Annotated in this window: 16 protein-coding genes, 1 other RNA gene and 1 pseudogene; 12 read left to right on the top strand and 6 right to left on the bottom strand. The window is 51.6% G+C overall.

Annotation, left to right across the window (positions count from 1 at the left end; translation table 11 throughout):
* Window positions 1-93 precede the first annotated feature (93 nt).
* From PHQ58_RS11190 to PHQ58_RS11180, 3 genes are all read left to right on the top strand, one after another.
* Window positions 94-432, top strand: a complete 339-nt coding sequence (locus PHQ58_RS11190) for a YegP family protein (protein WP_300111081.1) — start codon at window positions 94-96, stop codon at window positions 430-432.
* A gap of 18 nt (window positions 433-450) precedes the next feature.
* Window positions 451-547, top strand: an RNA gene (ffs, locus tag PHQ58_RS11185) — signal recognition particle sRNA small type.
* Window positions 548-653: 106 nt separating this feature from the next.
* Window positions 654-1,922 (top strand): site-specific integrase, encoded by a 1,269-nt coding sequence (locus PHQ58_RS11180; protein WP_300111080.1) that lies wholly within the window; start codon window positions 654-656, stop codon window positions 1,920-1,922.
* A 158-nt stretch (window positions 1,923-2,080) separates the two neighbouring features.
* On the opposite strand, the gene PHQ58_RS11175 is transcribed toward PHQ58_RS11180, so the two are convergent.
* From PHQ58_RS11175 to PHQ58_RS11165, 3 genes are all read right to left on the bottom strand, one after another.
* Entirely contained in the window at window positions 2,081-5,131 is a 3,051-nt protein-coding gene (locus PHQ58_RS11175) for an EAL domain-containing protein (RefSeq protein WP_300111079.1), read from the bottom strand.
* Between the two features lie 592 nt (window positions 5,132-5,723).
* A complete protein-coding gene (gene map / locus PHQ58_RS11170; protein ID WP_300111078.1) occupies window positions 5,724-6,515 on the bottom strand; it encodes a type I methionyl aminopeptidase in 792 nt (263 codons plus the stop codon).
* Window positions 6,515-6,769 carry a ParD-like family protein gene (locus PHQ58_RS11165; RefSeq protein ID WP_300111077.1) on the bottom strand — a complete coding sequence of 85 codons (255 nt, stop codon included), beginning with the start codon at window positions 6,767-6,769 and terminating at the stop codon, window positions 6,515-6,517. Before PHQ58_RS11165 ends, map begins: the two co-directional genes overlap by 1 nt.
* Before the next feature lie 832 nt (window positions 6,770-7,601).
* Here PHQ58_RS11165 and PHQ58_RS11160 point away from each other — a divergent pair.
* From PHQ58_RS11160 to PHQ58_RS11145, 4 genes are all read left to right on the top strand, one after another.
* A complete protein-coding gene (locus PHQ58_RS11160) occupies window positions 7,602-9,218 on the top strand; it encodes a bifunctional diguanylate cyclase/phosphodiesterase (RefSeq protein WP_300111076.1) in 1,617 nt (538 codons plus the stop codon).
* A 188-nt stretch (window positions 9,219-9,406) separates the two neighbouring features.
* A complete protein-coding gene (locus PHQ58_RS11155; RefSeq protein ID WP_300111075.1) occupies window positions 9,407-9,781 on the top strand; it encodes a TMEM165/GDT1 family protein in 375 nt (124 codons plus the stop codon).
* A 23-nt stretch (window positions 9,782-9,804) separates the two neighbouring features.
* Window positions 9,805-10,845: a DMT family transporter gene (locus tag PHQ58_RS11150; RefSeq protein WP_300111074.1), complete on the top strand. Its 1,041-nt coding sequence runs from the start codon at window positions 9,805-9,807 to the stop codon at window positions 10,843-10,845.
* A gap of 53 nt (window positions 10,846-10,898) precedes the next feature.
* Window positions 10,899-11,519, top strand: a complete 621-nt coding sequence (locus PHQ58_RS11145; RefSeq protein ID WP_300111073.1) for a class I SAM-dependent methyltransferase — start codon at window positions 10,899-10,901, stop codon at window positions 11,517-11,519.
* Between the two features lie 216 nt (window positions 11,520-11,735).
* Here PHQ58_RS11145 and PHQ58_RS11140 read toward each other — a convergent pair whose 3' ends face one another.
* Window positions 11,736-14,288, bottom strand: a complete 2,553-nt coding sequence (locus PHQ58_RS11140) for an EAL domain-containing protein (protein ID WP_300111072.1) — start codon at window positions 14,286-14,288, stop codon at window positions 11,736-11,738.
* A gap of 164 nt (window positions 14,289-14,452) precedes the next feature.
* Between PHQ58_RS11140 and PHQ58_RS11135 the strand changes: the two genes are divergently transcribed.
* From PHQ58_RS11135 to PHQ58_RS11125, 3 genes are all read left to right on the top strand, one after another.
* Window positions 14,453-16,159 (top strand): EAL domain-containing protein, encoded by a 1,707-nt coding sequence (locus tag PHQ58_RS11135; protein WP_300111071.1) that lies wholly within the window; start codon window positions 14,453-14,455, stop codon window positions 16,157-16,159.
* A gap of 1,103 nt (window positions 16,160-17,262) precedes the next feature.
* Entirely contained in the window at window positions 17,263-18,138 is an 876-nt protein-coding gene (locus PHQ58_RS11130) for a DUF6544 family protein (RefSeq protein ID WP_300111070.1), read from the top strand.
* Complete coding sequence (locus tag PHQ58_RS11125; RefSeq protein WP_300111069.1) at window positions 18,135-18,704, top strand: hypothetical protein; 570 nt, start codon at window positions 18,135-18,137, stop codon at window positions 18,702-18,704. The genes PHQ58_RS11130 and PHQ58_RS11125 overlap by 4 nt, the downstream gene beginning before the upstream one ends.
* 212 nt (window positions 18,705-18,916) lie before the next feature.
* Here PHQ58_RS11125 and PHQ58_RS11120 read toward each other — a convergent pair.
* A pseudogene (locus tag PHQ58_RS11120) lies at window positions 18,917-19,204 on the bottom strand (DNA/RNA non-specific endonuclease); the annotation flags it as partial.
* A 218-nt stretch (window positions 19,205-19,422) separates the two neighbouring features.
* Here PHQ58_RS11120 and PHQ58_RS11115 point away from each other — a divergent pair.
* Window positions 19,423-21,414 carry a hypothetical protein gene (locus tag PHQ58_RS11115; protein WP_300111068.1) on the top strand — a complete coding sequence of 664 codons (1,992 nt, stop codon included), beginning with the start codon at window positions 19,423-19,425 and terminating at the stop codon, window positions 21,412-21,414.
* A 212-nt stretch (window positions 21,415-21,626) separates the two neighbouring features.
* Window positions 21,627-22,475 carry a hypothetical protein gene (locus PHQ58_RS11110; protein ID WP_300111067.1) on the top strand — a complete coding sequence of 283 codons (849 nt, stop codon included), beginning with the start codon at window positions 21,627-21,629 and terminating at the stop codon, window positions 22,473-22,475.
* A gap of 55 nt (window positions 22,476-22,530) precedes the next feature.
* Here the strand turns inward: PHQ58_RS11110 and PHQ58_RS11105 are convergent.
* The coding region (locus PHQ58_RS11105; protein ID WP_300111066.1) for a hypothetical protein at window positions 22,531-22,729 on the bottom strand (199 nt) is incomplete at its 5' end.

The following is a 22,729-nucleotide window of genomic DNA, read 5'->3' as shown; positions in this document are numbered from 1 at the left end:
CGGCCAAACCGTTAAACTGATTTTGCCGAGGGTGCTGCCAACGTGCCTTGCCGGTTAAACCATTTCATTCAACAACTTTGCAGGAGCTAAACCATGGCAGGTAAATTTGAAATCACCCAATCAAAAAACGGCAAGTACATGTTCAACCTGAAGGCTGGCAACGGGCAGATCATTCTGACCAGTCAGATGTACGAAACCCAAACCAATGCCACACAGGGGATTGAATCGTGCAGGAAAAATGGTGTTGTGGACGAGCGATTCGAACGCGCAGAGTCCACTTCGGGCCAACCGTATTTCAACCTGAAAGCCACAAACGGCCAAGTCATCGGTCGCAGTGAAATGTATTCGTCGGTTGCCGCTCGTGATAACGGCATCTCCTCCGTCAAAACCAATGTCTCTGATGCAGAGGTCAAGGATCTAACAGGGGCTTAAGGCTTTACAATCTGCGTTGACGGGCCTTCCCGCATGGTGAAGCGGCCAACCGGGTCAGGTGGGGAACCAAGCAGCCCTAACTGTAGAGCCAGTGCCGGGGTCAAGGCTCGTCACCTTATTCAAAAAGCTCAATGAAATCAATGGGTTAGGCCAATTTAGGTCCTCCCTCATGGATTTTGTAGCACCTGGCTGTGGCACCTAACCTTAGGAGGTGCGGTTCCATGGCTCATTTGACTGGCGTTTTTCAACGCGGTAGCGCGTTCTATCTGCGCATCGTTCTGCCCAAAGGGCACCCCTTAACGGCGCTTTATCGCAACGGGCGTTTTGTAAAGTCCCTCGGCACGTGTAGCCACCGCGAGGCTCTCCAACGCGGTTTGGCAAAGCGCGCAGAAGTGCTTTGCGGTTTCACGCCCGTGGTTCAACTACCAGAGTTGGCACTTGTGGCGCACACCCCTGCCCCACCAGCTGCCGTCGTTGCTACTTTGCGTCCAGCGAAAGTCGTCGTCGAACCGACATCACGGCTCACTCTGAGAAAGGTCTACGAAAAATGGAAAATCAGCAAAGTGCCGTCCGCAGACTCGGAAAACGCCTGTTTGCGTGCTGTTGTGCTGTTCGAAGAGTGCCTGGGCGGAAAAATCGACCTCCACACGCTTACTCGGGCTCAAGGGGACACCTTTCGGGGCTGGTTGCTGACTAAAGGCGCTACCAGTAAAACGTCCCGCGACAGGTTCACCTGGGTCAAATCCCTACTGAAATACGCCACCAGAGACTTGGAGGCGCTTTCCAAGAGCCCTTGGGAAGGCCTGGATATTGCTCACCGCACGACAGCCAGGCGCAGGCCCTGGAGTCCCGACGAACTGACCACACTGTTTAGCCAACCTCTATTCACCAGCTACGCTTTGCCCAAGGACTTCAAAGCAGGCAAAGATGCGGCTTATTGGATTCCCATTATTGGCCTGTATTCAGGAGCTCGTGTCGGTGAACTGGCGCAATTGCGAACCGAAGATGTCATCACCTCGGGACCGATTCCGCTTTTCTCCATCACTGACGAAGGGGAAAGCCAAAGGGTCAAGTCTGATTCAGGCATACGTGTCATCCCAATTCACCCAGAACTTATTCGCCTTGGATTCTTGGAATATGTGGAACAGGTCCGAAAAACCGGAGCAATTGCTCTTTGGCCTGCCATGAAAATGAGAGATGGCCGACCTGGAGGCTACTTCTCGGCGTGGTTTGGCACTTTTAGAAAATCAGCTGGGCTGACCGAAAAGTATCCAGATTTCCATTGTTTGCGCCACTCTGTGCGAACTGGAATGTCGCGCGCAGGCATTGACCACAAAGTACAGGATGAATTGACTGGACACAAACCGCAAGGCAGTGTTGGTACGCGCGTGTATCAACAAGTCAGCGAAGATGAACTGGTTAAAGCAGTGGTAGCGTTGAAATATCCAGACTTAAAACTCGCCAGAGTCTTCAAATCAGATAGTGATTAACCAAAAATCCATTCGGGCTTTCGCAAAAATACTCGAGCACGAGGCGCACACGCGTGTGATGGCCTCCTCTGATGCATCAGGCGCTGACCCTGAACTGGCTCAAGAATTCTTAGAACTCTCTCTCGACGCGATGCCTTTCCTTGGCATCTCGCCTATGGCTATCCTTGACTGTCGCTCAAACTGAAGTGTTCAACTGCACGCGCCCATGCTTCGGGCGGCCTCCAAGAAGAACACCACGCAGCGACTTGGTCAGCTGGCATAGGCCTTGCAATGCCATAGCCCTGCGCGTGGTCACATCCCAATTCGATGAGGCGCGTTCCATGCGAATCCGTCTCCACCCCTTCTGCGATGACGTCTTTGTGGAACGCGCTCGCCAAACCGATAACACCTTTGACAATAGACAAATCATCCCGGTCCTCCAGCATGTTGCGCACGAAGCTTTGGTCGATTTTTAAGGTCTCCACCGGAAGGTGCCGAAGGTAGGTGAGTGATGAGTACCCGGTGCCGAAGTCATCGAGAGCAAAACGTACGCCCAGTCGGTGGCAGTCCTCCATGATGCTGGCGGTCGAATTGATGTCATTCAGCGCACTCGTTTCCAGCACCTCCAGTTCAAGATGCTCGGGTGAGACTGCGGGGTAATTTGAAAGCAATGCCGACAAGTGCCCTGCAAAGTGAGTTGACTGCAGTTGCCGTGCGCCAATGTTGACACTGACCGCTATTGTCAGCCCCTCAACCTTCCAGTCGGTCATTTGTTTGAGCGCGGCCCCCACGACCCAAGAACCAATGGTTTCATTCAAGGCATGCTGTTCAACGGCCGGTAAAAATGCGCTCGGCGGGAGTAACCCTTTGTCTGGGTGCTGCCACCGAATAAGGGCTTCAACGCCGATGATGGCGCCCGTCCGCATATTGACTTTGGGCTGGTAAAAAAGGACAAACTCCTGCCTGGCCAGGCCTTGTGCAATCAACTCTTGCTGAAAAGTTCGGCTTCTGACCTCGGCGTCCTGGGCTGAATCAAATAGATGGAAACGGTTTTTCCCACTTTGCTTGGCTTGGTACATAGCCTGGTCTGCGTGGCGCATCAGTTGCTCAGCTTCGGCATTGTCCTGGGGGTACAGCGTGACACCCACACTCGCGGTAACCCGCAACTCCAGGCCTTGAATAAGCACAGGACATGCACAGGCCTCCAACAGGCGATTGACCGTTTGCAGGCAATCCTGAATGTCTTCGACATCGGTCAAGACGGCAACAAACTCATCCCCGCCCATGCGAGCCAACGTATCAACATCTCTTAGCGCAGCCTTCATCTGGCTCGACAAGGCAATCAGTAGCTCATCACCTACTTTATGACCATGCCTATCGTTGATGGATTTGAAGCCGTCAAGGTCAAGAAAGAGTACGGCCAAGCCCCGATTGTGGCGATGACACATCGTCATGGCTTGCTGCAGTCTGTCCGATAGCAGAAGCCGGTTTGGCAGGTCGGTCAGCACGTCATAGTGGGCTCCGTGTTCCAACGTTTCCTGCTGGAGCTTCATTGCCGTCACATCGGAAAACAAGGCCACATAATTTTGAACCTTGCCACGGCTATCGCGGACCGTACTGATAGTCAGCCAGGCAGAGTAGGAGTCGCCGTTGAGGCGTCGATTCCACAATTCGCCTCGCCATTCACCATGGCGAATTAAGCCCAGGTGAATGGCTTTGAAAACCTCTGGACCTTGCTGGCTGGAGCGGAACACCTGAGGATTTTTCCCAATAGCGTTCTCGCGGTTGTAACCCGTGATACGAGTGAAGGCCTCATTGACCTCCAGGATAGCGCCCCTGCGGTCTGTAATAAAAATGCCTTCGCTCGCATTCGTAAAGACACTGGCCGTGAGCTGCAATTGCCGCGAGGCCTCTTTCTGTGCCGTGATATCCCGTGCAATCTTGGAGGCCCCAATCAGTCTGCCTTTTGCATCTCGAATTGGCGAGATGGTAGCTGATACGTGGATGATTCGACCATCCTTGCGAACTCGCAGGGAATCGAAATGCTGAACGGTCTGACCGTCCTGGATTCTTTCAAGGATGAGGGCCTCTTCATTCTGACGGTCAGGTGGCAATAGTCTCAAAATCGACTGCCCTACCATCTCCAAAGCGGAATAGCCAAACATGCGTTCAGCGCCGGGATTCCACCGGTTGATGATGCCGCCCAGTGATTCTCCGATGACTGCTTCGTCGGTCGACTGAACAATAGCCTGCGATATTCTGGAGGTGTTCAATGCGCTGAGCAAGGTCCGAATCATCAAAAAACTGATGAGGGAAATCAGTGCCGCTACAGCCATCAGGATGGCTGTATGGAGTTTCCAGGGGGCAAGTATTGCGTTTTTGCTGGCGCTGACGTACACCACCAAAGGATAGTTCTCCACCCGGGAGAATGACACGATGCGTGGAAGTTGGTCAAAAAGACTGACCTCGGATTCGTAACTTCCCTTAGCCATTGTGCCCATGTATTTTGCCCATGCCTGTCCTGTAGCAATGCTTCTCCCGATGGCATTTGCACTCTGCGGACTGCGCAGAAGCACAATTCCATCACTGCGCACGATGCCAATCGTGCCCGAGGGCTTGATTCGCTCCTTTTCAAAGGGCCCCGCAATGCGGTCGACTTCCATGGCGATAGTCAGCATCGAGAACCGACTGCGAGGGCTGTTCACAGGCATCGAAATGGGGACAGTTACTTTTTTTGAGAGGCGACCTATGACCGGTTCACCAACAAAAAAACCGCGGTTCTTGTTGTCAAACTGAGCTCGGAAGTAGTCACGGTCAGAGACATTGGGGCGCGCAACTTGTCCTTTGCTCGGAACGAAAAGCAGTTCGCCGCTTACGGTTACCAAGCGCAGGTCCATCACGCCATAGGAGGTCTTGCGGAGCTCATCAATCAGCGCGACGAACTCCGGGTCATTGCCGGCGTCCTTCTCTGGATGGGCCTCAATCCAGTGACGGGCAACAATCAGCGTGGATTCCGCTTGGTTGAAGAGTCCTTTGGTCTGTGCTTGAACGGCCTCGGCTAGCTGCTCCATAACCAATGCATTGGAAGCCAAGGTGGTCGAATGTTCCCACCAGGACCACCCGCCAACAAATCCCCAAACACATAGCAAAAGAGGGCCCATCAAGGCCAGAAAACCGGATTGGTTACCGAATTTCAGTCGGTCAAGGAGTGCCCGGTTCAATCGCGTCATATACGGCCCGAATAATGAATGCGTTAGAAAACCAGCGCATTCTTATTGCGAATTGTCAATATAACGGACTCTACACCAACCGGCTGCGGGAAAGAAGTAGAAACTGTGGTGGATTTATGGCCTAAAAGTAGCTATCGTTCTGTTGCTTCAGATTTTCGGGTGCTTGTCCGAGCGGTCTATTCATCCGCGTTCAATCAGAACAGCCTGTTGGCGCTGTGTTTGCTCCCGTTGAATCCTGGGGGTGAGTGGCGACTTCCAAATGTCCGCTTCTGGTCGTTGGCGGGTGCAGCGACTGCGACCGTCGAAATCGACGCCATATTGCTGACAGTCAGGCAACTGGAGTGACGGACTGGTCAGGAGCGAGCATTTCGGGGAAACCTATGTCAGGAACCGCTGCCTTACAGGCTCACATTTTGCTCCATTCCTGATACCCAATTTCCCTGCCAGCCAACGGAAAACCGCGCTCAACCGCCATTTTTGAGCGCTTTCAGACCGCCGCTAACAGGTAGATGCCTAATGCCGAACCTAAAAAATAAGCTACCCGTCCGCATCGAGGCAACTGCCGAGAGCCAAGTCTCGACCAAGGTAAGCCTCAAACCGGGGTGTAAACGCCGGTGCCTTCTGGCCAAGGTGTAAGTACCTCATACCCTGAAGGCGTCACAGCAACCATGTGTTCCCACTGGGCAGACAAGGACCTGTCCTTTGTCACGACGGTCCACCCGTCGGGCAACTCCTTGGTTTCACGTTTGCCTGCGTTGAGCATTGGCTCGATGGTGAAAACCATGCCAGGTTCCAGCTTGAGCCCTTCCCCGCGCTGCCCATAGTGAAGCACTTGGGGTTCATCGTGGTAGACAGTGCCAATGCCGTGCCCGCAGTATTCACGCACCACGCTGAATTGCTCCCGCTGTGCGACTGTTAGGATGGCATGGCCAATATCGCCCAGAGTTGCACCAGGCTTGACCTGCCGAATTCCGGCCAGCAATGCTTCGTACGTCGTCTCCACCAAGCGCCGCGCCAACACGCTGGGGACGCCGACAAAATACATGCGACTTGTGTCCCCGAACCAACCATCCTTGATGACGGCAACATCAATGTTGATGATGTCGCCCTTCTTCAGAATTTTGTCGGGAGCGGGTATGCCGTGACAAACCACCTGGTTGACGGAGGTGAGGATGGTCTTGGGATACCCGTGATACCCCAAGTTGGCTGGAATGGCACCCTGGACATCCACGATGTGCCTATGGCAGATTTGGTCAAGCGCCTCTGTACTCACCCCCGGCACGACGAATGCCTCAACCATGCTGAGTACGTCCGCGGCAAGTCTGCCGGCCTGCCGCACCAACTTCATTTCCTCGGCGGACTTGATTGGAACACCGTGAGTCATCAGTGTTTTTCTGCGGAGGACGCGCTGGATACGCCAAGTTGGCCTGATGCGACTCCGACGATGTCCAGCCCCCCCGCGAGTTCAGCCCGTATCAACAGTTGGCAGATTTCCCGGTAGTCCAACTGCGGGTGCATTTCAGTCAGCATGCCGACTCGCATCCAGTGCTCCGCCTGTGCGTTGATAGACCTGCTCATGGCGTTACTCGCCACTCGCAGGTTCTCATGCATCTGGTCCGAAATTTTTACAATACCCATCATTGACCTTTATACGAAACATATACGAATTGTATGCGTTTCGCATAAAGGACGGGAAACGATGCCAATGACAGCTAACGGTCGGTCAATTTGAACTTCTGTAGGACCGCTCCCGCTGCGTTGCCGGTATGCGTTTTTCTCCATTGCTGACATTCGCCTCGTCACCCAGAGTCCAGCGATGGTGGCTGACTCTTCAAGGCTGTTATGCACAGTTCCCAGTTATGGGCAATTGCCGTTTGAAGTGAGTTGCCTGTCATTGGCAAATTCATACCAATGCAAGGTTTCTTTCTCTACATAATTTCATCGGTCAGCATTTGACTAAGCCTCGGAACGGCGAGCCAATGATGAGCGTGGTTTTACGTGTTCTGAGCACTATTTGATACTCGCCTCCATTGGGCGGGGGTGACTTTGACACAAATGCGTGGCATGTACGCACTACAGCGGAAACGCACGACTAGAAAATTTTGAGGTGTAAGAATCAGCAGAATTATGGTGAGTTGCAACTTCCAGACATCCGAAGAAAGTCAACATCCATGCGGCTTCCACGCGAAATGCCAAATCAAACTGTTCATAACTGGGAACTGTGCATAAGGGTCTTTATGCAGAGATGTACATAGAGGCTGGTTGCCGCCATACAACTTTTCAATCTGTTTGCTCCATACCCGACCTTGACGCCGGCAAGGCGTATTCACTTCCCTCGTTGAGTGATTCACAATCTTCAATGAAGTCTTGATAATTGAATGTACGCTTTAACAGGCGTGGAGTCGACCGGCCCTGCTACCATACTCTGTCACTTAGCTTTCGCTGGAGGACTCTTTAAGAGCAGCAGTAGATGCGACATTTTGAACCGACTGCGCAAAATAGCGCGACAAATGTGAGGCTTTCGACCGCCGCTGCCACGAAAATCATATTGATTTATGCGGCGTTTTCGAGTCTATGGATTCTCGTTTCCGACAGTATTGTCGGCTCGCTGTTTAGTGACCCTACAACCATCAGCCGAATCAGCGTCGTCAAGGGTTGGCTATTTATAGCGGTAACAGCGCTACTGCTTCATGGCTTGATTCGGCGAATGCAGATTCATGCACAGAAGAACTTCGAAGGTAAGCTGGCGGCTCAAGCGGAGCGCGCAGAGAGCGAGCGACTTATCCGTGCGCTCTACCAAGCAATCCCAGACCTTGTCTGGTTCAAGGATACCAAAGGCGTTTACTTGTCGTGCAATTCTCGGTTTGAACAATTTTTTGGTGCTTCTGAGAAGGTAATTGTTGGGAAGTCAGATTACGACTTCGTCGACAAAGACCTGGCTGACACCTTCCGAACGAACGATAAAGTCGCGATGGAAAAGGGTTCTCCCAATCGAAACGAAGAATGGGTCACTTTTGCTTCTGACGGTCATCGTGAATTTCTGGAAACAACCAAGACGCCTGTTCTCAATTCAAAGGGCCAAATCATTGGTGTTCTCGGAATTGGCCGTGACATCTCTAAACGAAAAAGTAATGAGCTGGCTCTGATTGAGAGCGAAGCGCGTTGGAAATTTGCCATTGAAGGGGCTGGCGATGGTCTGTGGGATTGGAACATCCAGACCGGCAAGACCTTTTACTCCCCGCGCTATAAGACCATGTTGGGCTTTGCGAACGAAGAAATTGGCGATACAGCGGACGAATGGAGCAAACGTATCCATCCCGATGACGCGCCAGGCGTATTTGCGGAATTGCAACCCTATATGGATGGGAAACTTGGCAGCGTCACGGTTGAGTACCGAATGTTGCGCAAGGATGGCAGCTGGATTTGGACTATGGGACGCGGCATGGTGGTGGAACGCGATGCCGAGGGCAAGCCACTGCGCATGATTGGCACCAACAGTGATATCACTCAGCGTAAGCAGGCGGAGGCGATGGTGAGTCAGCTCGCCTACCACGACTCACTAACTCAGCTACCGAACCGTCGCCTGCTGGTTGACCGCATGAGCCAGGCCATGTCTGCCAGCAAACGCACTGGCAACTACGGCGCACTGATGATGCTGGACTTGGACATTTTCAAACCGCTCAATGATGCATATGGCCACTTTGCGGGTGACTTGCTGTTGAACGAAGCCGCCATACGCTTAATCGAGTGTGTGCGGGAGACGGACACGGTGGCACGCGTTGGCGGTGATGAGTTTGTGGTGATGCTCAGCAAGCTGGATGCTGACAAGGTCGTGTCCGCAAGGCTAGCCGGCGATGTGGCCGAAAAAATCCGAGCCAGCCTAGCAAAACCCTACCGATTGAACCTAAACGAAGAGGGTCAAGAGGGTCAAGAGGGTGCGACGGTGGAGCACAGTTGTTCGGCGAGCATCGGGGTCGCGCTGTTCTTGGGTGGAGACGCCAACCAGGCCGAGGTCATGAAATGGGCTGACTCAGCAATGTACCGAGCCAAGGATGCTGGCCGTAACAGGGTTCATTTCTATGATTAGGCGCTGAAGGGACAGCGATAGATTAGCGCCGTATGTCCAGGTGTCCCCCGGATTGGGTTGCCAGAAAGCTGCCGGTCACCAGTAACCGATTTCGCTGCGTTGCCGGTATGCGTTTTTCTCAATTGCTGACATTCGCCTCGTCACCTGGCGTCCAGCGACGGGTAACGTCCATGGATAGTCCAGACATCATGCGATGGATACTCGGCGGGTCATTCATTGTCATGGCCATCTGGACGTTGATACCCGACAAGATTAAAGAGGAGGAGACGCAAGTCGCCAAGCACCTTGGCGTATTCGGCGCCACGCTGGTGACATTTTTCCTGACTGAGATGGGCGACAAGACGCAAATTGCAACTGTGGCTTTGGCGACCCACTACGCGACCCCTTTGATGGTCATTGCGGGAACGACCCTGGGCATGCTCATCGCAGACGTTCCGGCCGTATTCATAGGCAACAGGTTCGCGGCAAAAATCCCAATGAAACTTGTTCACTCTATTGCTGCTGGAATCTTTGCGGTCATGGGCCTGCTCACGTTGTTCCAAGCAGATAAGTTTTTCAAATAGCGTTTCAAGCAGAAAATTCAAGCATGAACAAAAGTGTCCTTTACGCGTTGGGTGCGGCTGCGCTATTTGGTGCGAGCACCCCGTTTGCGAAGCTCCTGACCGGTGACATGCCGCCCGTGCTGTTGGCTGGCCTTCTCTACCTGGGCAGTGGCATCGGATTGACACTGGCACGTCTGGTTCGTGATGGCGGGTTCGAGCCCTCAGGGCTTCAAAGAAATGAATGGCCGTGGCTTCTGGGTGCCATTTTCTTTGGTGGCGTAATTGGGCCTGTGGCCCTGATGTTTGGGTTGACACACACCAGCGGCGCCACCGCTTCGCTCTTGTTGAATCTGGAAGCGGTGCTGACGGCGGTCATCGCCTGGGTGGTGTTCAAAGAGAACGCTGACAGACGCATCGTATTGGGCATGCTTGCCATCGTGGCAGGTGGTGTCGCCTTGGGTTGGCAGACTGATTCTGCGGGTCAATCCAGCGCCATTGGGCCCATGCTGGTCGGCATTGCCTGCTTGTGCTGGGCCATAGATAACAACCTCACACGCAGGGTGTCTGCGTCGGATGCACTTTTTATTGCCGGTATCAAAGGGTTGATTGCCGGGTCAGTGAACACCACGCTTGCTATCAGCATGGGTGCTGCATTGCCCAACTTTGCATCATTGTCAGCGACGATGGCTGTGGGCCTGTTGGGCTACGGCATCAGCCTTGTGCTGTTTGTACTTGCATTGCGTGGTCTGGGTACGGCCCGAACGGGAGCTTACTTTTCAACTGCACCGTTCATTGGGGCAGCAGTAGCCCTGTTTGTCTTCTCAGAAACGACGTCTCTGGCGTTCTGGATTGCTGCGGCGCTGATGTGCTTGGGCGTATGGCTGCACCTCACCGAACGCCATGCGCACGAGCATCTGCATGAATTATTGGAACACGTGCACGAACACGAACATGATGAGCACCATCAACACGTACATGGGTTTGATGGGGGTGCCGGCATCAAACACAGCCATCGGCACACACACTTCCCCGTCAAGCACAGTCATCCTCATTTCCCGGATATCCATCACAGGCACGTTCATTGAGTTTCGGTAATACCATCGGTGTCTAGTCGGCATCCAATGCAAGGAGACAAGCAATGCAGAACCCCAAGGAACACTGGGAAAAGGTGTATCAGACCAAGCAACCGGATGCCGTCAGCTGGTTCCAGGAGCATGCAACGCGGTCACTTGAACTTATCCGTTCGGTTGGTACTTCACTGAACGCAAACGTGATTGATGTCGGAGGCGGTGCGTCGACCCTGGTTGATGACCTACTCCGGAATGGCTTCGAAAACGTATCGGTTTTGGACTTATCGGCCAGTGCATTGGAGGTGGCTCGCAAGCGACTGGGGACCGAAGGAAGCGGCGTCACATGGATTGCAGGGGACATTTGTACAGTGAACCTGCCAGACCACGCGTATGACATTTGGCATGACCGCGCCGTTTTCCACTTCCTGACTGACCCAGCTGACCGGGCTTCGTATGTGCAGCAGGTCATGAAGTCAGTAAAACCTGGCGGACATGTGATTGTTGCGACTTTCGCTCCCGATGGCCCAGAGCAATGCAGTGGGCTGCCCGTCGCCCGTTATGCCCCTGGCGAGCTTCACCAAGAGTTTGGGCCTTCGTTTGAGCTACTTGAACACATGAGTGAAGAACACAAAACCCCTTGGGGTTCAGTTCAGCATTTTGTTTACTGTCACTGCTTAAAACCTCAATGAAAGGCCGCTTCGGGCGGCCCCATTTCATTGCATAAAGAGCCGCTTCCAGCCTAGTCGAGTCCGCCGCCAATGCAATCGGGAGCTGGAATTGGAATGCCTTCAATAGAGCGCAACGGAATTCGCGTATGCAGCGGTTCCGGTCATACAGAAGTCCAAATTGCCAGCCCGGAACCAGTCATCCGCAGGCCAGGTGTCGCCGGCTAAGTCGCTAGGGCTCTAGCCAACCCGAGTCCATTCGACCGGAGATTTCCAGGCCGCAGACCAGTCGGGAATCTCACTCCCCGGCATCGGGCGTGCAATGGCATAGCCTTGTGCCAATTCGCACCCCAATTCGATGAGCTTCTTGCCAGTGGCCACACTTTCAACACCTTCAGCAATCACATGCTTGTGAAACGCTGACGCAAGACCAATGACGCCCTGGACAATGGCTAGGTCGTCGGGGTCATCCAGCATGTCTCTGACGAAGCTCTGGTCAATTTTGAGCGTCTCGACGGGCAACCTCCTGAGGTAAGTCAGCGATGAGTATCCCGTTCCAAAGTCATCAATGGCAAATAGCACGCCCAACCGGTGGCAATCCTGCATGATTTTTGTCACCGAGCCGATGTCTTCCAGAGCACTGGTTTCCAGAATCTCCAGTTCCAGGCATTTGGCATCAATTTCTGGATAGTTAGCCAGTGCCTTCGACAGCTGAGCCGCAAAATTTTGCTGCTGAAACTGCCTCGCCGATATGTTGACGCTAACCGGCAGCGACAGCCCGCGCAGCTTCCACTCAGCCATCTGCTTCAACGCCATGTCGATGACCCACGCCCCTACAGTTTCACTTAAGAGATGCTTTTCAATGGCTGGCAAAAATACACCAGGTGAGAGCAAGTCTCTTTCAGGATGCTCCCATCGAATCAACGCCTCCACCCCGACCACGGCACCTGTGCGCATGTTGACCTTGGGTTGGTAGTGCAAAACAAACTCTTGCCGCATGAGCGCCAGACCAATCCGCACTTGCTGCAGACTTCGGGTCTTGACTTCCGCATCCAATGCCGAATCAAACAGGTAAATCCTATTCTTGCCGTTTTGCTTTGCCTCAAACATGGCTTGGTCAGCATGGCGCATCAGTTGGTCGGCTTCAGCATCGTCTTGTGGATAAATCGTCACTCCGATGCTCGCCGTGACTTTTAACTCTCGCCCCTGAATATGCACCGGTTCAGCGCAGGCACAGAGCACCCGTTCGACCAGTTGAATGCAGTCTTGTGTGCTGTCAATATTGGCCAAAACAGCAACAAACTCATCTCCGCCAATACGTGCCAACGTATCCACGTCCCGCAGAACCAGATTCATGCGATTCGAGACAGATACTAAAAGCGCATCACCCACGTCATGGCCGTAATGGTCATTGATGTATTTGAAGCCATCCAGGTCAAGGTACAGCACGGCCAGGCTTTGATTTTGACGCTGGCACATCGCCATAGCTTGGCGCAGCCGGTCTGACAAAAGCAACCGGTTGGGTAAATCGGTCAATGGGTCGAATTGGGCACTGTGCTCCAGCTTTTCCTGCTGCAGCTTGAGCGGCGTGATGTCGGAGAACAAGGCCACGTAATTTTGCACATCGCCGTAGCTATCACGCACCGAACTAATAGTCAAGATGACGGAATACGATGGACCGTCTTTGCGACGGCTCCAGATTTCCCCTCGCCATTCCCCCCGTTGCCTCATAGCCGTCTTGATGAGCCTGAAGACTTCGGGGCCCTGACTGGAGGAGCGAAACATCCATGCGTCCTGGCCGATGACTTCAGCCTTGGCATAGCCCGTGATTCTGGAGAAGGCGTCGTTGATGTCGACGATGAGGCCTTTTCGGTCGGCAATCAGAATGCCTTCAGTGGTGCTGGTGAACACACTGGAGGTTAGTTTTAACTGCCTCTCGGTATTTTTTTGCGCCGTGATATCTCGTGCGATTTTTGATGCACCAATAATCTTGCCACTTTTGTCTCGGATTGGCGAAGTCGTGACAGATACATCAACGCGTCGCCCGTCTTTATGGATGCGCGTGGTTTCAAAATGGTCAACGGTTTCGCCGGCCTGAATTCGTTCAAGAATGAAACTTTCTTCATCGTATTTTTCGGGCGGAAGCAGAATCAACAGAGACTTGCCCAGCATTTCTTCGCTGGAATAGCCAAAGATGGCTTTTGCTGCAGGGTTCCAGCTGGTGACCACACCCTGCAGCGTCTTGCTGATGATGGCATCGTCGGACGACTGGACAATGGCTCGGTAGTATTCCGCCGCTATCTCATCCGACATTGGACTGCCAGTTGGAGGCTTGTGCAAATCTCCCAGGAAGACCTGAGATTCCAGATTTCGCACCTTTTCGCGCATCGCGGTCACTACCGTCACATCGTGTGATAGGGCGATAACTGAGGCGACTCGACCGTCTGCACCAAACTCTGGCGCACATCGGTTAGTGAAATGGCGCAAGCCGGTCGGACTAGGATAGGCAAAGTGAGACTCGCTCGAAAGACCTGAACTGAAAACGTCACTCAACTGGCCATTCCACTGTTTGACAAGCTCGCTTGGCATGCCCAGGTCTTGATTGGTCTTGCCAATAAAGTCACTGACTGGTCGCCCAGTAGCGGACTCGACGGCCTTGTTCACATAAGTGTGTCGAAACTGGGGGTCAAAGCGGGCAACGATGTCCTTGAGGAATTCAGCCAACAGCGGGGGCTCGACAGAATCCTGGATAACCGGTTTTCCGCCGTTCTTTGAGCTGAATTGTTCATTCATTGCGCCTGTACCCTTTAATGAAATTAAGGTTCGGAACATCCGAACGACATGTTCGGCAGGCTACAGCCGATTTAGTTATACATCGCACGGTATGGAATGTAGCTTGGGTCGGAACAATTACCGCTACGCACAAAGGGTCATGACTCCAAAATCTGGCAAGTGCAATGGGAATCACCGCCGGTACGACAGTACCGGCCAGCGTCTTCACCTATGCTCGCGAAGGCATCACCGTCACCGATGCCCAAGGCACCATCCTTGCGGTCAACGCGGCCTTTACCCGCATCACTGGTTATAGCCGGGCCGAGGCGCTGGGCAAAAACCCAAATTTCCTGAAATCAGGGCGACAAGACGCAGCCTTCTACGGCAATATGTGGAATGGACTGCGCAACGCCGGCTTCTGGACTGGTGAAATATGCAACCGCCGTAAAGACGGAGAGGTGTATGCGGCACTACTGACCATCAGCGCGGTACCCGATGCTCAGGGAAAGGTACTTCGTTATGTTGCACTGTTTTCGGACATTTCCGACTTGAAAGCGCACGAGCGGCAGCTTGAACATCTGGCCCATTTTGATGCATTGACAAACCTGCCCAACCGTCTGCTCAAGGCCGACCGGCTGCAACAGGCTATGGCGCAGGCGCGGCGCACCGGACAAGGGCTTGCCGTCGTCTACATTGACCTGGACGGGTTCAAGGCCATCAACGACCAATATGGCCATGATGCCGGCGACCTAATGCTCGTTGCGTTGGCGAAACACATGCAGGCGGTACTGCGCGAGGGAGACACACTGGCGCGCCTGGGGGGTGACGAGTTTGCCGCGGTACTGGTCAACCTTGGCAACATCTATTCCTGTAAGCCACTGCTGGACCGGCTGATTACAGCCGCCGCAGAGCCCATGTCCTTCAAGGGCCATAGGCTGCAGGTGTCGGCCAGTTTGGGCGTGACCTTTTACCCGCAAGCGCAAGAGATGGAAGCTGACCAATTGCTGCGACAGGCCGACCAAGCCATGTACCAGGCGAAACTGGCGGGTAAAAACCGCTACATGATATTTGACACCAAGCAAGACAACACTGTTCGGGATTGGCATGAAGAGCTGCATCATATGGAACAAGCCCTGCGAAACAACGAATTCGTGCTGCATTACCAACCGAAGGTCAACCTGCGTACAGGCCAACTGGTCGGGGCCGAGGCCCTGATTCGCTGGCAACACCCCAAAAAGGGACTGCTGGCACCTGCGGCGTTCCTGCCCATTGTTGAAGAGCATGCTCTGGCGGTAGAGTTGGGAGAGTGGGTTATAGATTCCGCCCTGCATCAAATCGAGACTTGGCAGGCGCAGGGCTTGCATGTCCCGGTCAGCGTCAATGTCGGGGCGCGTCAACTGCAACAAACTGACTTTGTGGCACGCCTACGCGCCCTGTTTGCACGCCATCCAGACGTCAATCCAACTGATTTTTCACTAGAAATCCTGGAAACCAGCGCACTGCAAGACATCGCCTACGTATCACAGGTGATTGAAGAATGCCGCCAGATGGGTGTGGTGTTTTCGTTAGACGATTTTGGTACCGGCTACTCTTCGCTTATATATCTCAGACGCCTGCGAGTGGCCTCGCTCAAGATTGACCAAGGTTTTGTGCGCGACATGCTCGACGACCCGGATGACCTTGCGATTTTGAAAGGCATCATTGGCCTGGCACTGGCATTCAGACATGACGTGATTGCCGAGGGGGTCGAGACCAAGGCGCACGCAATGCAACTGTTACAACTGGGGTGTGAAGTGGCCCAAGGATACGGTATCGCACGCCCGATGCCACCCTCTGAAATACCAGGTTGGACCACAGCTTGGCAGTCCGAACCCATTTGGCAAGAGCCGTAAGAACATGAATGCTAACGTTGGGAATTGAGCGACCGGGTCCGAAACGTTTTATTGGGCAACATCACCAGTTGTCGATGTCTGACGTTCAGATTATCGCCTGCCGCCCACACAATACCTTGATGAAACGCGAGCAAAGGGCGAGAATCACGTCGGCATGGGCGGAGTCAGGGGTCACGCATGGGCTCATCGTTCTTGATGCCAGTCGGTGTTTCCGCAGTTTTATTTAACCGGCCCAAGACGCGCAAACGGTAGTTTCTGAGCTATAACAAAACTCTGTCTCGCGATTCGCCCATCTTGCACGCCATGTCGGTGCATGAAAACGGCAGGTGGCTGACCGGTATAGGCTGTTATGCACAGTTCCCAGTTATGGGCAATTGCCGTTTGAAGTGAGTTGCCTGTCATTGGCAAATTCATACCAATGCAAGGTTTCTTTCTCTACATAATTTCATCGGTCAGCATTTGACTAAGCCTCGGAACGGCGAGCCAATGATGAGCGTGGTTTTACGTGTTCTGAGCACTATTTGATACTCGCCTCCATTGGGCGGGGGTGACTTTGACACAAATGCGTGGCATGTACGCACTACAGCGGAAACGCACGACTAGAAAATTTTGAGGTGTAAGAATCAGCAGAATTATGGTGAGTTGCAACTTCCAGACATCCGAAGAAAGTCAACATCCATGCGGCTTCCACGCGAAATGCCAAATCAAACTGTTCATAACTGGGAACTGTGCATAAGGGTCTTTATGCAGAGATGTACATAGAGGCTGATTGCTGACCTTCGACTTTTCAATCTTGATGCTCCAGACCAGCCGTTCGGTTGAACCTGAAAGATGCAGCAACGTGGCGAAGATTTCACCGCCTGGAGCACCCAGACTAGACCCACTGATGCCATCGAGTCTTCCGAAATGCCTGCCGGGTAGCTGTCATTGAGTGCCACAGCGACAGGCAGATTCACACAACATGATGAGATGGTTGCGCCGTGTTGGCATCTTTATGGGGATTGATGGCACTGACAACACGGATAAATCTGTTCGCAGACGAACAGACAGCGCACAGATTGGGTCTTAAAGTTTTGTAAATGGCTCGAAACAAAGGAACGTTGATGACATGGCTTTTATGGCTCGGACTGGTTCTGTGCTCGCTGGCAGTGGCTGCTGCCGGCCTGTATGTCTATGGGACGAAAAGTTGGACCGTCATGACGCAGGCGTTGACCAGCCGGCTCGAAACTTCCCGAATCGACGAAAAGACTCAGCCGCCATCCAAGGAGCGCTACAGCTTAAGCGAACTTGAAGGTTTGCCAGCACCTGTGCAACGCTACTTTCGCGCGGTTCTCAAAGACGGGCAGCCCATCATTGCCGCTGCCAAGCTTGAAGTTTCCGGAATGTTTAACATGTCCGCGACTGGTGAGCAATGGAAGTCGTTCAACTCGCAGCAATTGGTTGTCACGCGCCGGCCGGGCTTTCTTTGGGATGCCCAAATATCGATGATGCCAGGCTTGCCGGTGCGAGTTGTGGACAGCTACATCGCGGGCCAGGGCCTGCTGCACGCGGCCATTCTGGGTTTATTCACCATGGCCAATGTCAGTGGTGCAGGCGAGATTGCACGCGGCGAATTCATGCGTTTCTTTGCCGAGGCAGCATGGTACCCAACCGCGCTGTTGCCAAGTCAGGGCGTGCGATGGCAGGCAGTTGATGACTATTCTGCGAATGCAACCATCGTCGACGGCCCGCTCACTTTGACACTGTTATTCAGGTTCAATGACGATGACCTGATGGCGTCGTTTCGTGCCGAGGCGCGTGGTGGCATGGTGGACAAGGTCGTGGTCATGGCGCCTTGGGAAGGCAGCTGGTCAAACTACAAGACGCAGGACGGCATGACCGTGCCGTTCACTGGTGAGGTGGCGTGGATTCGGCCAGACGGCCGAAGGCCGTACTTCATTGGTAACGTCACTTCGCTTAACTTTGAATTCTCGCCATGACACATCTCACTCTCTTACTGCGTCGGGCAGACTTGTCAGATAGCCTTTTTCGGTTGATGCAGCCGCTGCGCGTCCGAATGTCAGTTGCACTCATCGCTGTTGCTCTGGGGCTGATTTCGCCGGTTGTTCGCTCAGCGTCAATTTGTCGCTGGGTGGATACGAATGGACGAACGCAAATGTCAGATGTCGTTCCAGATGAGTTCAAACAGTCCGCGACCTGTAGCGATTCACGAAAGTACGAGCTGTCACCTCAACAACAGCGCGAAGCTGAACGGCGGGTGGCCGAGCAGCAAAGTAGGATGCACCAAAAAAATGTCCAGCCACCTAAGCAGGCGGCTTCTAGCGCGCCGGGTAGCACAAGGCAGCAGCCTCTACCTATTGCGAAGCGGCCAATTGAGGTCATCACCGACACCACGAACTGCCAGGAGCGGTGGCGCATCTACGATGAGAGCGTCGCCTGTTTCGGCCCCTACAGAACGGCGAAAGGGGCCACTAAGCCGGAAGGTTTCGACAAGTGCAACGACATCCCCAGTCCTGAAATCAAGTGTGGTCCACGACGGAACTGAGACGAATTAGGCGTGACCGGGCGTCAAGCCAAAGTCTGTGAACGTCGGTTGACCGGACTCAAAATTCATGAAACTGACTGGCCCGGAAGCTGGCATTGGTGGCCGTCAGGAAACGCTGCATACCCCAAATAAGATAACCCTGCATAAACGTTAGCAAGGGAACTTATGAAGTCATTTGCTCCTGGCCCACACCCACCTTCAAAACCTGAAGCTTAATCCCTTGGATTAAGCCCCGGCAGAAACTCAATCCCCGTTCGCCGAACCAACTCTCCATAACTGATGGGCCTGCTGCCACGTGAAGCATCATCATTTAGATGCCAGTGTGCCCAAGCTCGGTTGAGGTCTTCGTCATAAACCAGCTTGAACAGGTAAGTCGGTACCTTCACATCCCCGCTGCCAATGCCAGCGCTCTGGGCAATGTTGGGGGTGAACACGGGACCGGTGATGACGTACACGTCCCCTGTTGCGCGAACAGCATATTTGCGTGTCGCTTGCTCAACTGAGTTGTCCGCATGCAATCGCATGCAGCTTGCATCGAGGTCACACCCATCTACAAGCGCACGAGTATTTAAATATTTCTACAAAAATCTCAAATATCACGCATTTGCTAGCTATACAAAGAATCTTAACTACCTAAACAGCAAACTCGAGCCAGCAAATAACGACACCTCCACCTCCTGCTTGATAAGCAATGGTTACACAACGGAGGAAAATATTCATGAATATCAACGAGTTAGGCAACTATCGTTATTCAATAACGACAGTGCTAAACGACAAGGAAACATACAAGATACCCATATTTGCAGGCCTTAGTACGCACCCCGTAACAATGGCAACCACTTACCAAAACCTTATAACAACTCATTTCAAGTCACTTGAAAAAAACAGTAATACAACTTCATTCGAGCAAGTAAAGCGCAATCATATGACCGCACTTCGGAGCTTTATTGCTTACGCTGGGGAGTCGGAGACATCGCCGATTGGCCTAGAAATGACCGATGAATTTGCGGAGACGATGAAGGCTCATTTATCAGCATCTAAGCTCAGTAGACGTTCGCAGACTGACCGCAGAAGCCTGCTGAATAGTTGGCGTGAATCATATCTCTCAATGAATTCTGAGCCAATACGAAAAAGTAGTAGAGAGCGCAGAAGAGCCGTTGATGTGCCTCTAATCCAGAATCCGTTTGAAAAAGTTCTGATGGATTCTTTGAAGAGTTCTAGTCTCACACCAAAAGCTGCTGCGAAGTTAGCTGGAATAAGCATTTCTGCGCTAGGTCGCTGGAGTCGGGGTGCACTCCCAAATGTAAGAACTTCAGAGTCCTTAAGCAAACTTGATACAGTTTTAAATCTAGAAATTGGAACAATGCTAGACAGCTTTCATCAAGCCTCCGGCAAATCATCAAGTGCTCCAGTTAATGAATATCGGCAGCGCCTAAAAGTGAATACACTGCAGCATTATTGCCTAAAAATAAATGAAATTCGACCGGAACTACTGAATGAGTGGAAAGCGCATCTTAGGTATAAGACCGCTCCTAATACTGAAAATCTAAAAAGAGAAAATAGGGGCAAGTGGACACTAAATGAGGCTCGACACTCGACAACAAAACCCTCAGTTATAACGTCCGTAGGAAATAGTGTTTCACCAACAGCTAGCGTTTTATGGAATCGCACTTCTAGCTTTCTAGGGTATCTTCGTCTTGCTGTTGATTCCGGCGGTTTCGGACTTGATGATGAAACTGCGCAGACCCTTGCATGGTATGCGGTTCCTGAAGCGATAGAAGGCTTTTTCCAATTTATCACAGACCGCTCCGACGGACTAAAACATGGCGGTCAAGAAGGATTCTGCGCCTCAGTAATTGCGCTACTACATCCTGGTCATGGATACCTAGGTCAGTGCCCCAATTTTGCCAACAAATTACCAGCGCATATTACGAGCGGTAGAACCTGGGAGGAGCTATGCAAAAACTCTCGTGCGTCAGCGAAATCGCTAAAGAGTGATTGCGTCGACAAATCGAGAGACCCCGAGGAGCCAATTCGAGTCCTTCTTGCATTAGAACAACCACTGGCACCTATTTTTGATGCTATGCGAAAAATACGGAAAATTGGCGATGCATCTCTTACAAATAGCACTGAAGAGGCTGTAGCGAGAAGAAATGAGCTTTTGCTTGGGGTGCTTGTATCGAATCCACTTCGAAGTAAAAACATAATTACTTTGACGTATAAAACTGATAACACGGGTGATGTTTATCGCACTGAAACCGGGCAATGGCGAATCAAGATAGCTTCAAGTCGAATGAAGAATAAAAAACGATTAAAAAAGAAAATTTATAAAGCTCCATTGCCTTCTTGGTTGTCTCCGCTGATTGATGACTACGTTACCAAATTTCGCCCGATTCTCGAAGCGGGGAAGAAGAATGACAGTTTTTTTCTATCAAACCGTGGTAGTCGTTTTAACTCTATGAACAAACAAGTCTTCAGGTTAACTAGCACCCAAATACCAGGCTGTTCCGGTTTTGGTCCTCAAGCGCTCAGGCACCTTGTAGCGACAGATTGGCTAATGAAAAATCCGAATGACTTTGCGACAGTGTCCGAGTTGCTGAACGATTCGATTGAGGTCATCATGAATAATTATATTCATCTGAGAAAAGACATAGCATTTACTAGATATGAGAATTATGTCAAAGACATTCTGCCAGGTGGTTTTTACTAAATTAAAAATATCACACAATAACAAACCACTTGAAGAATGAATGCTATTAATTATTCTCAAATAATTAACTTATCAACGTTCCGTCGAAACATAGGCAACGCTGAGTCACATCGAAACTAATGTTGCCCGCAAACATAGCCGGTTCGCGTTCAATTATTCAGCCGCATCATTGACATCAAAGTAATAAATCAATTTTTTAAAGAAAATTAATAATGTCGACTAATACAAAACAAAAAATTGTTCAAAAATCAGTAGAGCGCATCGGTTACGTCTACTTAATTCGGCACAAACGAATTAATATTTTTAAAATTGGCAAGTCTATTAATATTATTAATAGAGTCAATTTTATGGGAATTTCAGAGTTTGACATCGATAGTTGCATTGCACTAGAACTAAGCTCAGAGAGCATGGCTAGAAAATTTGAATCTGATTTCAAACGTGACATGAAACCATTTAACATTCCACTACATGATGCTTTTCATATGCTTAAAACTAATAGCGGTCGTAGTGAGTGGTATCGCGGAGAGGCTTGGGACAGTATTGAAGAACGTATTAATCTATTTTCTTCCATATACGAATTTCGCCGCGTGACTCTGAACTTTCCAAAATTCATCTATACGCCACGCGCAAAATCTCTTTATGAGTCAGAATGCATCTGGATGAAGCGTTGGTACAAAAGAAACAAGGACTTGAAGAGGGTCAGTCATTTTCACAACTTGCTTCGGACAGTTCTTGAGCAGAGTTATATTGAAAATATTTGGTGCATCAATCAAGAGCAGTTTAATATAAGTTTGTCTACAAACGATAACCTTGCTGATGAATCATGGTGGCAAGAAGTGATTACAAGTTTGCATGAGCTAAGCTACTCTGAGCTCACTGAAAAATATTTCATATGTCAAGCTTTGACTTGTTTTGAGAGCACAATTATCATAACGTTTAATAGCTGCCTTGATGATAGGTCTGCTTTTGATGTGAAAAATCCTTATGACTTGATTCAAGAAAAGCTGTTTGCAGAAGCGCTTACAGAATTCAGGTTGACATCTCGAACGATTTTGAATTAGTCAACAAATTGCAGGGATTGCGGCAAGAAGTCAAAGTCTTGCCGCGCGGCAAGACTTAATTTTGGATGCTGAAATTTCTCTTGGCCTGTGATTTGGGGTCATTCCGAACAAATTTAGACCACTCAGGCGTAAGTGCTCCATGAACCCCAGACTTGTTGTTGGCGGCTGAAATAGACAAGCTCAATCCATCACAAACCAGATGGAGAGATGAGCATGAAGAACGCGCGGCACTATTGGTCAAACCACGTAGCGGC

This window comes from Rhodoferax sp. (assembly GCF_028688795.1).
Lineage (GTDB): Bacteria > Pseudomonadota > Gammaproteobacteria > Burkholderiales > Burkholderiaceae_C > Rhodoferax.
This window is presented reverse-complemented; position numbering and strand designations above follow the sequence as displayed.

Coding starts and splice junctions, on each gene's coding strand:
- PHQ58_RS11140 (WP_300111072.1), bottom strand. CDS start 14,288: ATGAATGAACAATTCAGCTCAAAGAACGGCGGAAAACCGGTTATCCAG.
- PHQ58_RS11135 (WP_300111071.1), top strand. CDS start 14,453: ATGGGAATCACCGCCGGTACGACAGTACCGGCCAGCGTCTTCACCTAT.
- map (WP_300111078.1), bottom strand. CDS start 6,515: ATGACTCACGGTGTTCCAATCAAGTCCGCCGAGGAAATGAAGTTGGTG.
- PHQ58_RS11160 (WP_300111076.1), top strand. CDS start 7,602: ATGCGACATTTTGAACCGACTGCGCAAAATAGCGCGACAAATGTGAGG.
- PHQ58_RS11150 (WP_300111074.1), top strand. CDS start 9,805: ATGAACAAAAGTGTCCTTTACGCGTTGGGTGCGGCTGCGCTATTTGGT.
- PHQ58_RS11125 (WP_300111069.1), top strand. CDS start 18,135: ATGACACATCTCACTCTCTTACTGCGTCGGGCAGACTTGTCAGATAGC.
- PHQ58_RS11190 (WP_300111081.1), top strand. CDS start 94: ATGGCAGGTAAATTTGAAATCACCCAATCAAAAAACGGCAAGTACATG.
- PHQ58_RS11175 (WP_300111079.1), bottom strand. CDS start 5,131: ATGACGCGATTGAACCGGGCACTCCTTGACCGACTGAAATTCGGTAAC.
- PHQ58_RS11115 (WP_300111068.1), top strand. CDS start 19,423: ATGAATATCAACGAGTTAGGCAACTATCGTTATTCAATAACGACAGTG.
- PHQ58_RS11165 (WP_300111077.1), bottom strand. CDS start 6,769: ATGGGTATTGTAAAAATTTCGGACCAGATGCATGAGAACCTGCGAGTG.
- PHQ58_RS11155 (WP_300111075.1), top strand. CDS start 9,407: ATGCGATGGATACTCGGCGGGTCATTCATTGTCATGGCCATCTGGACG.
- PHQ58_RS11110 (WP_300111067.1), top strand. CDS start 21,627: ATGTCGACTAATACAAAACAAAAAATTGTTCAAAAATCAGTAGAGCGC.
- PHQ58_RS11145 (WP_300111073.1), top strand. CDS start 10,899: ATGCAGAACCCCAAGGAACACTGGGAAAAGGTGTATCAGACCAAGCAA.
- PHQ58_RS11130 (WP_300111070.1), top strand. CDS start 17,263: ATGACATGGCTTTTATGGCTCGGACTGGTTCTGTGCTCGCTGGCAGTG.
- PHQ58_RS11180 (WP_300111080.1), top strand. CDS start 654: ATGGCTCATTTGACTGGCGTTTTTCAACGCGGTAGCGCGTTCTATCTG.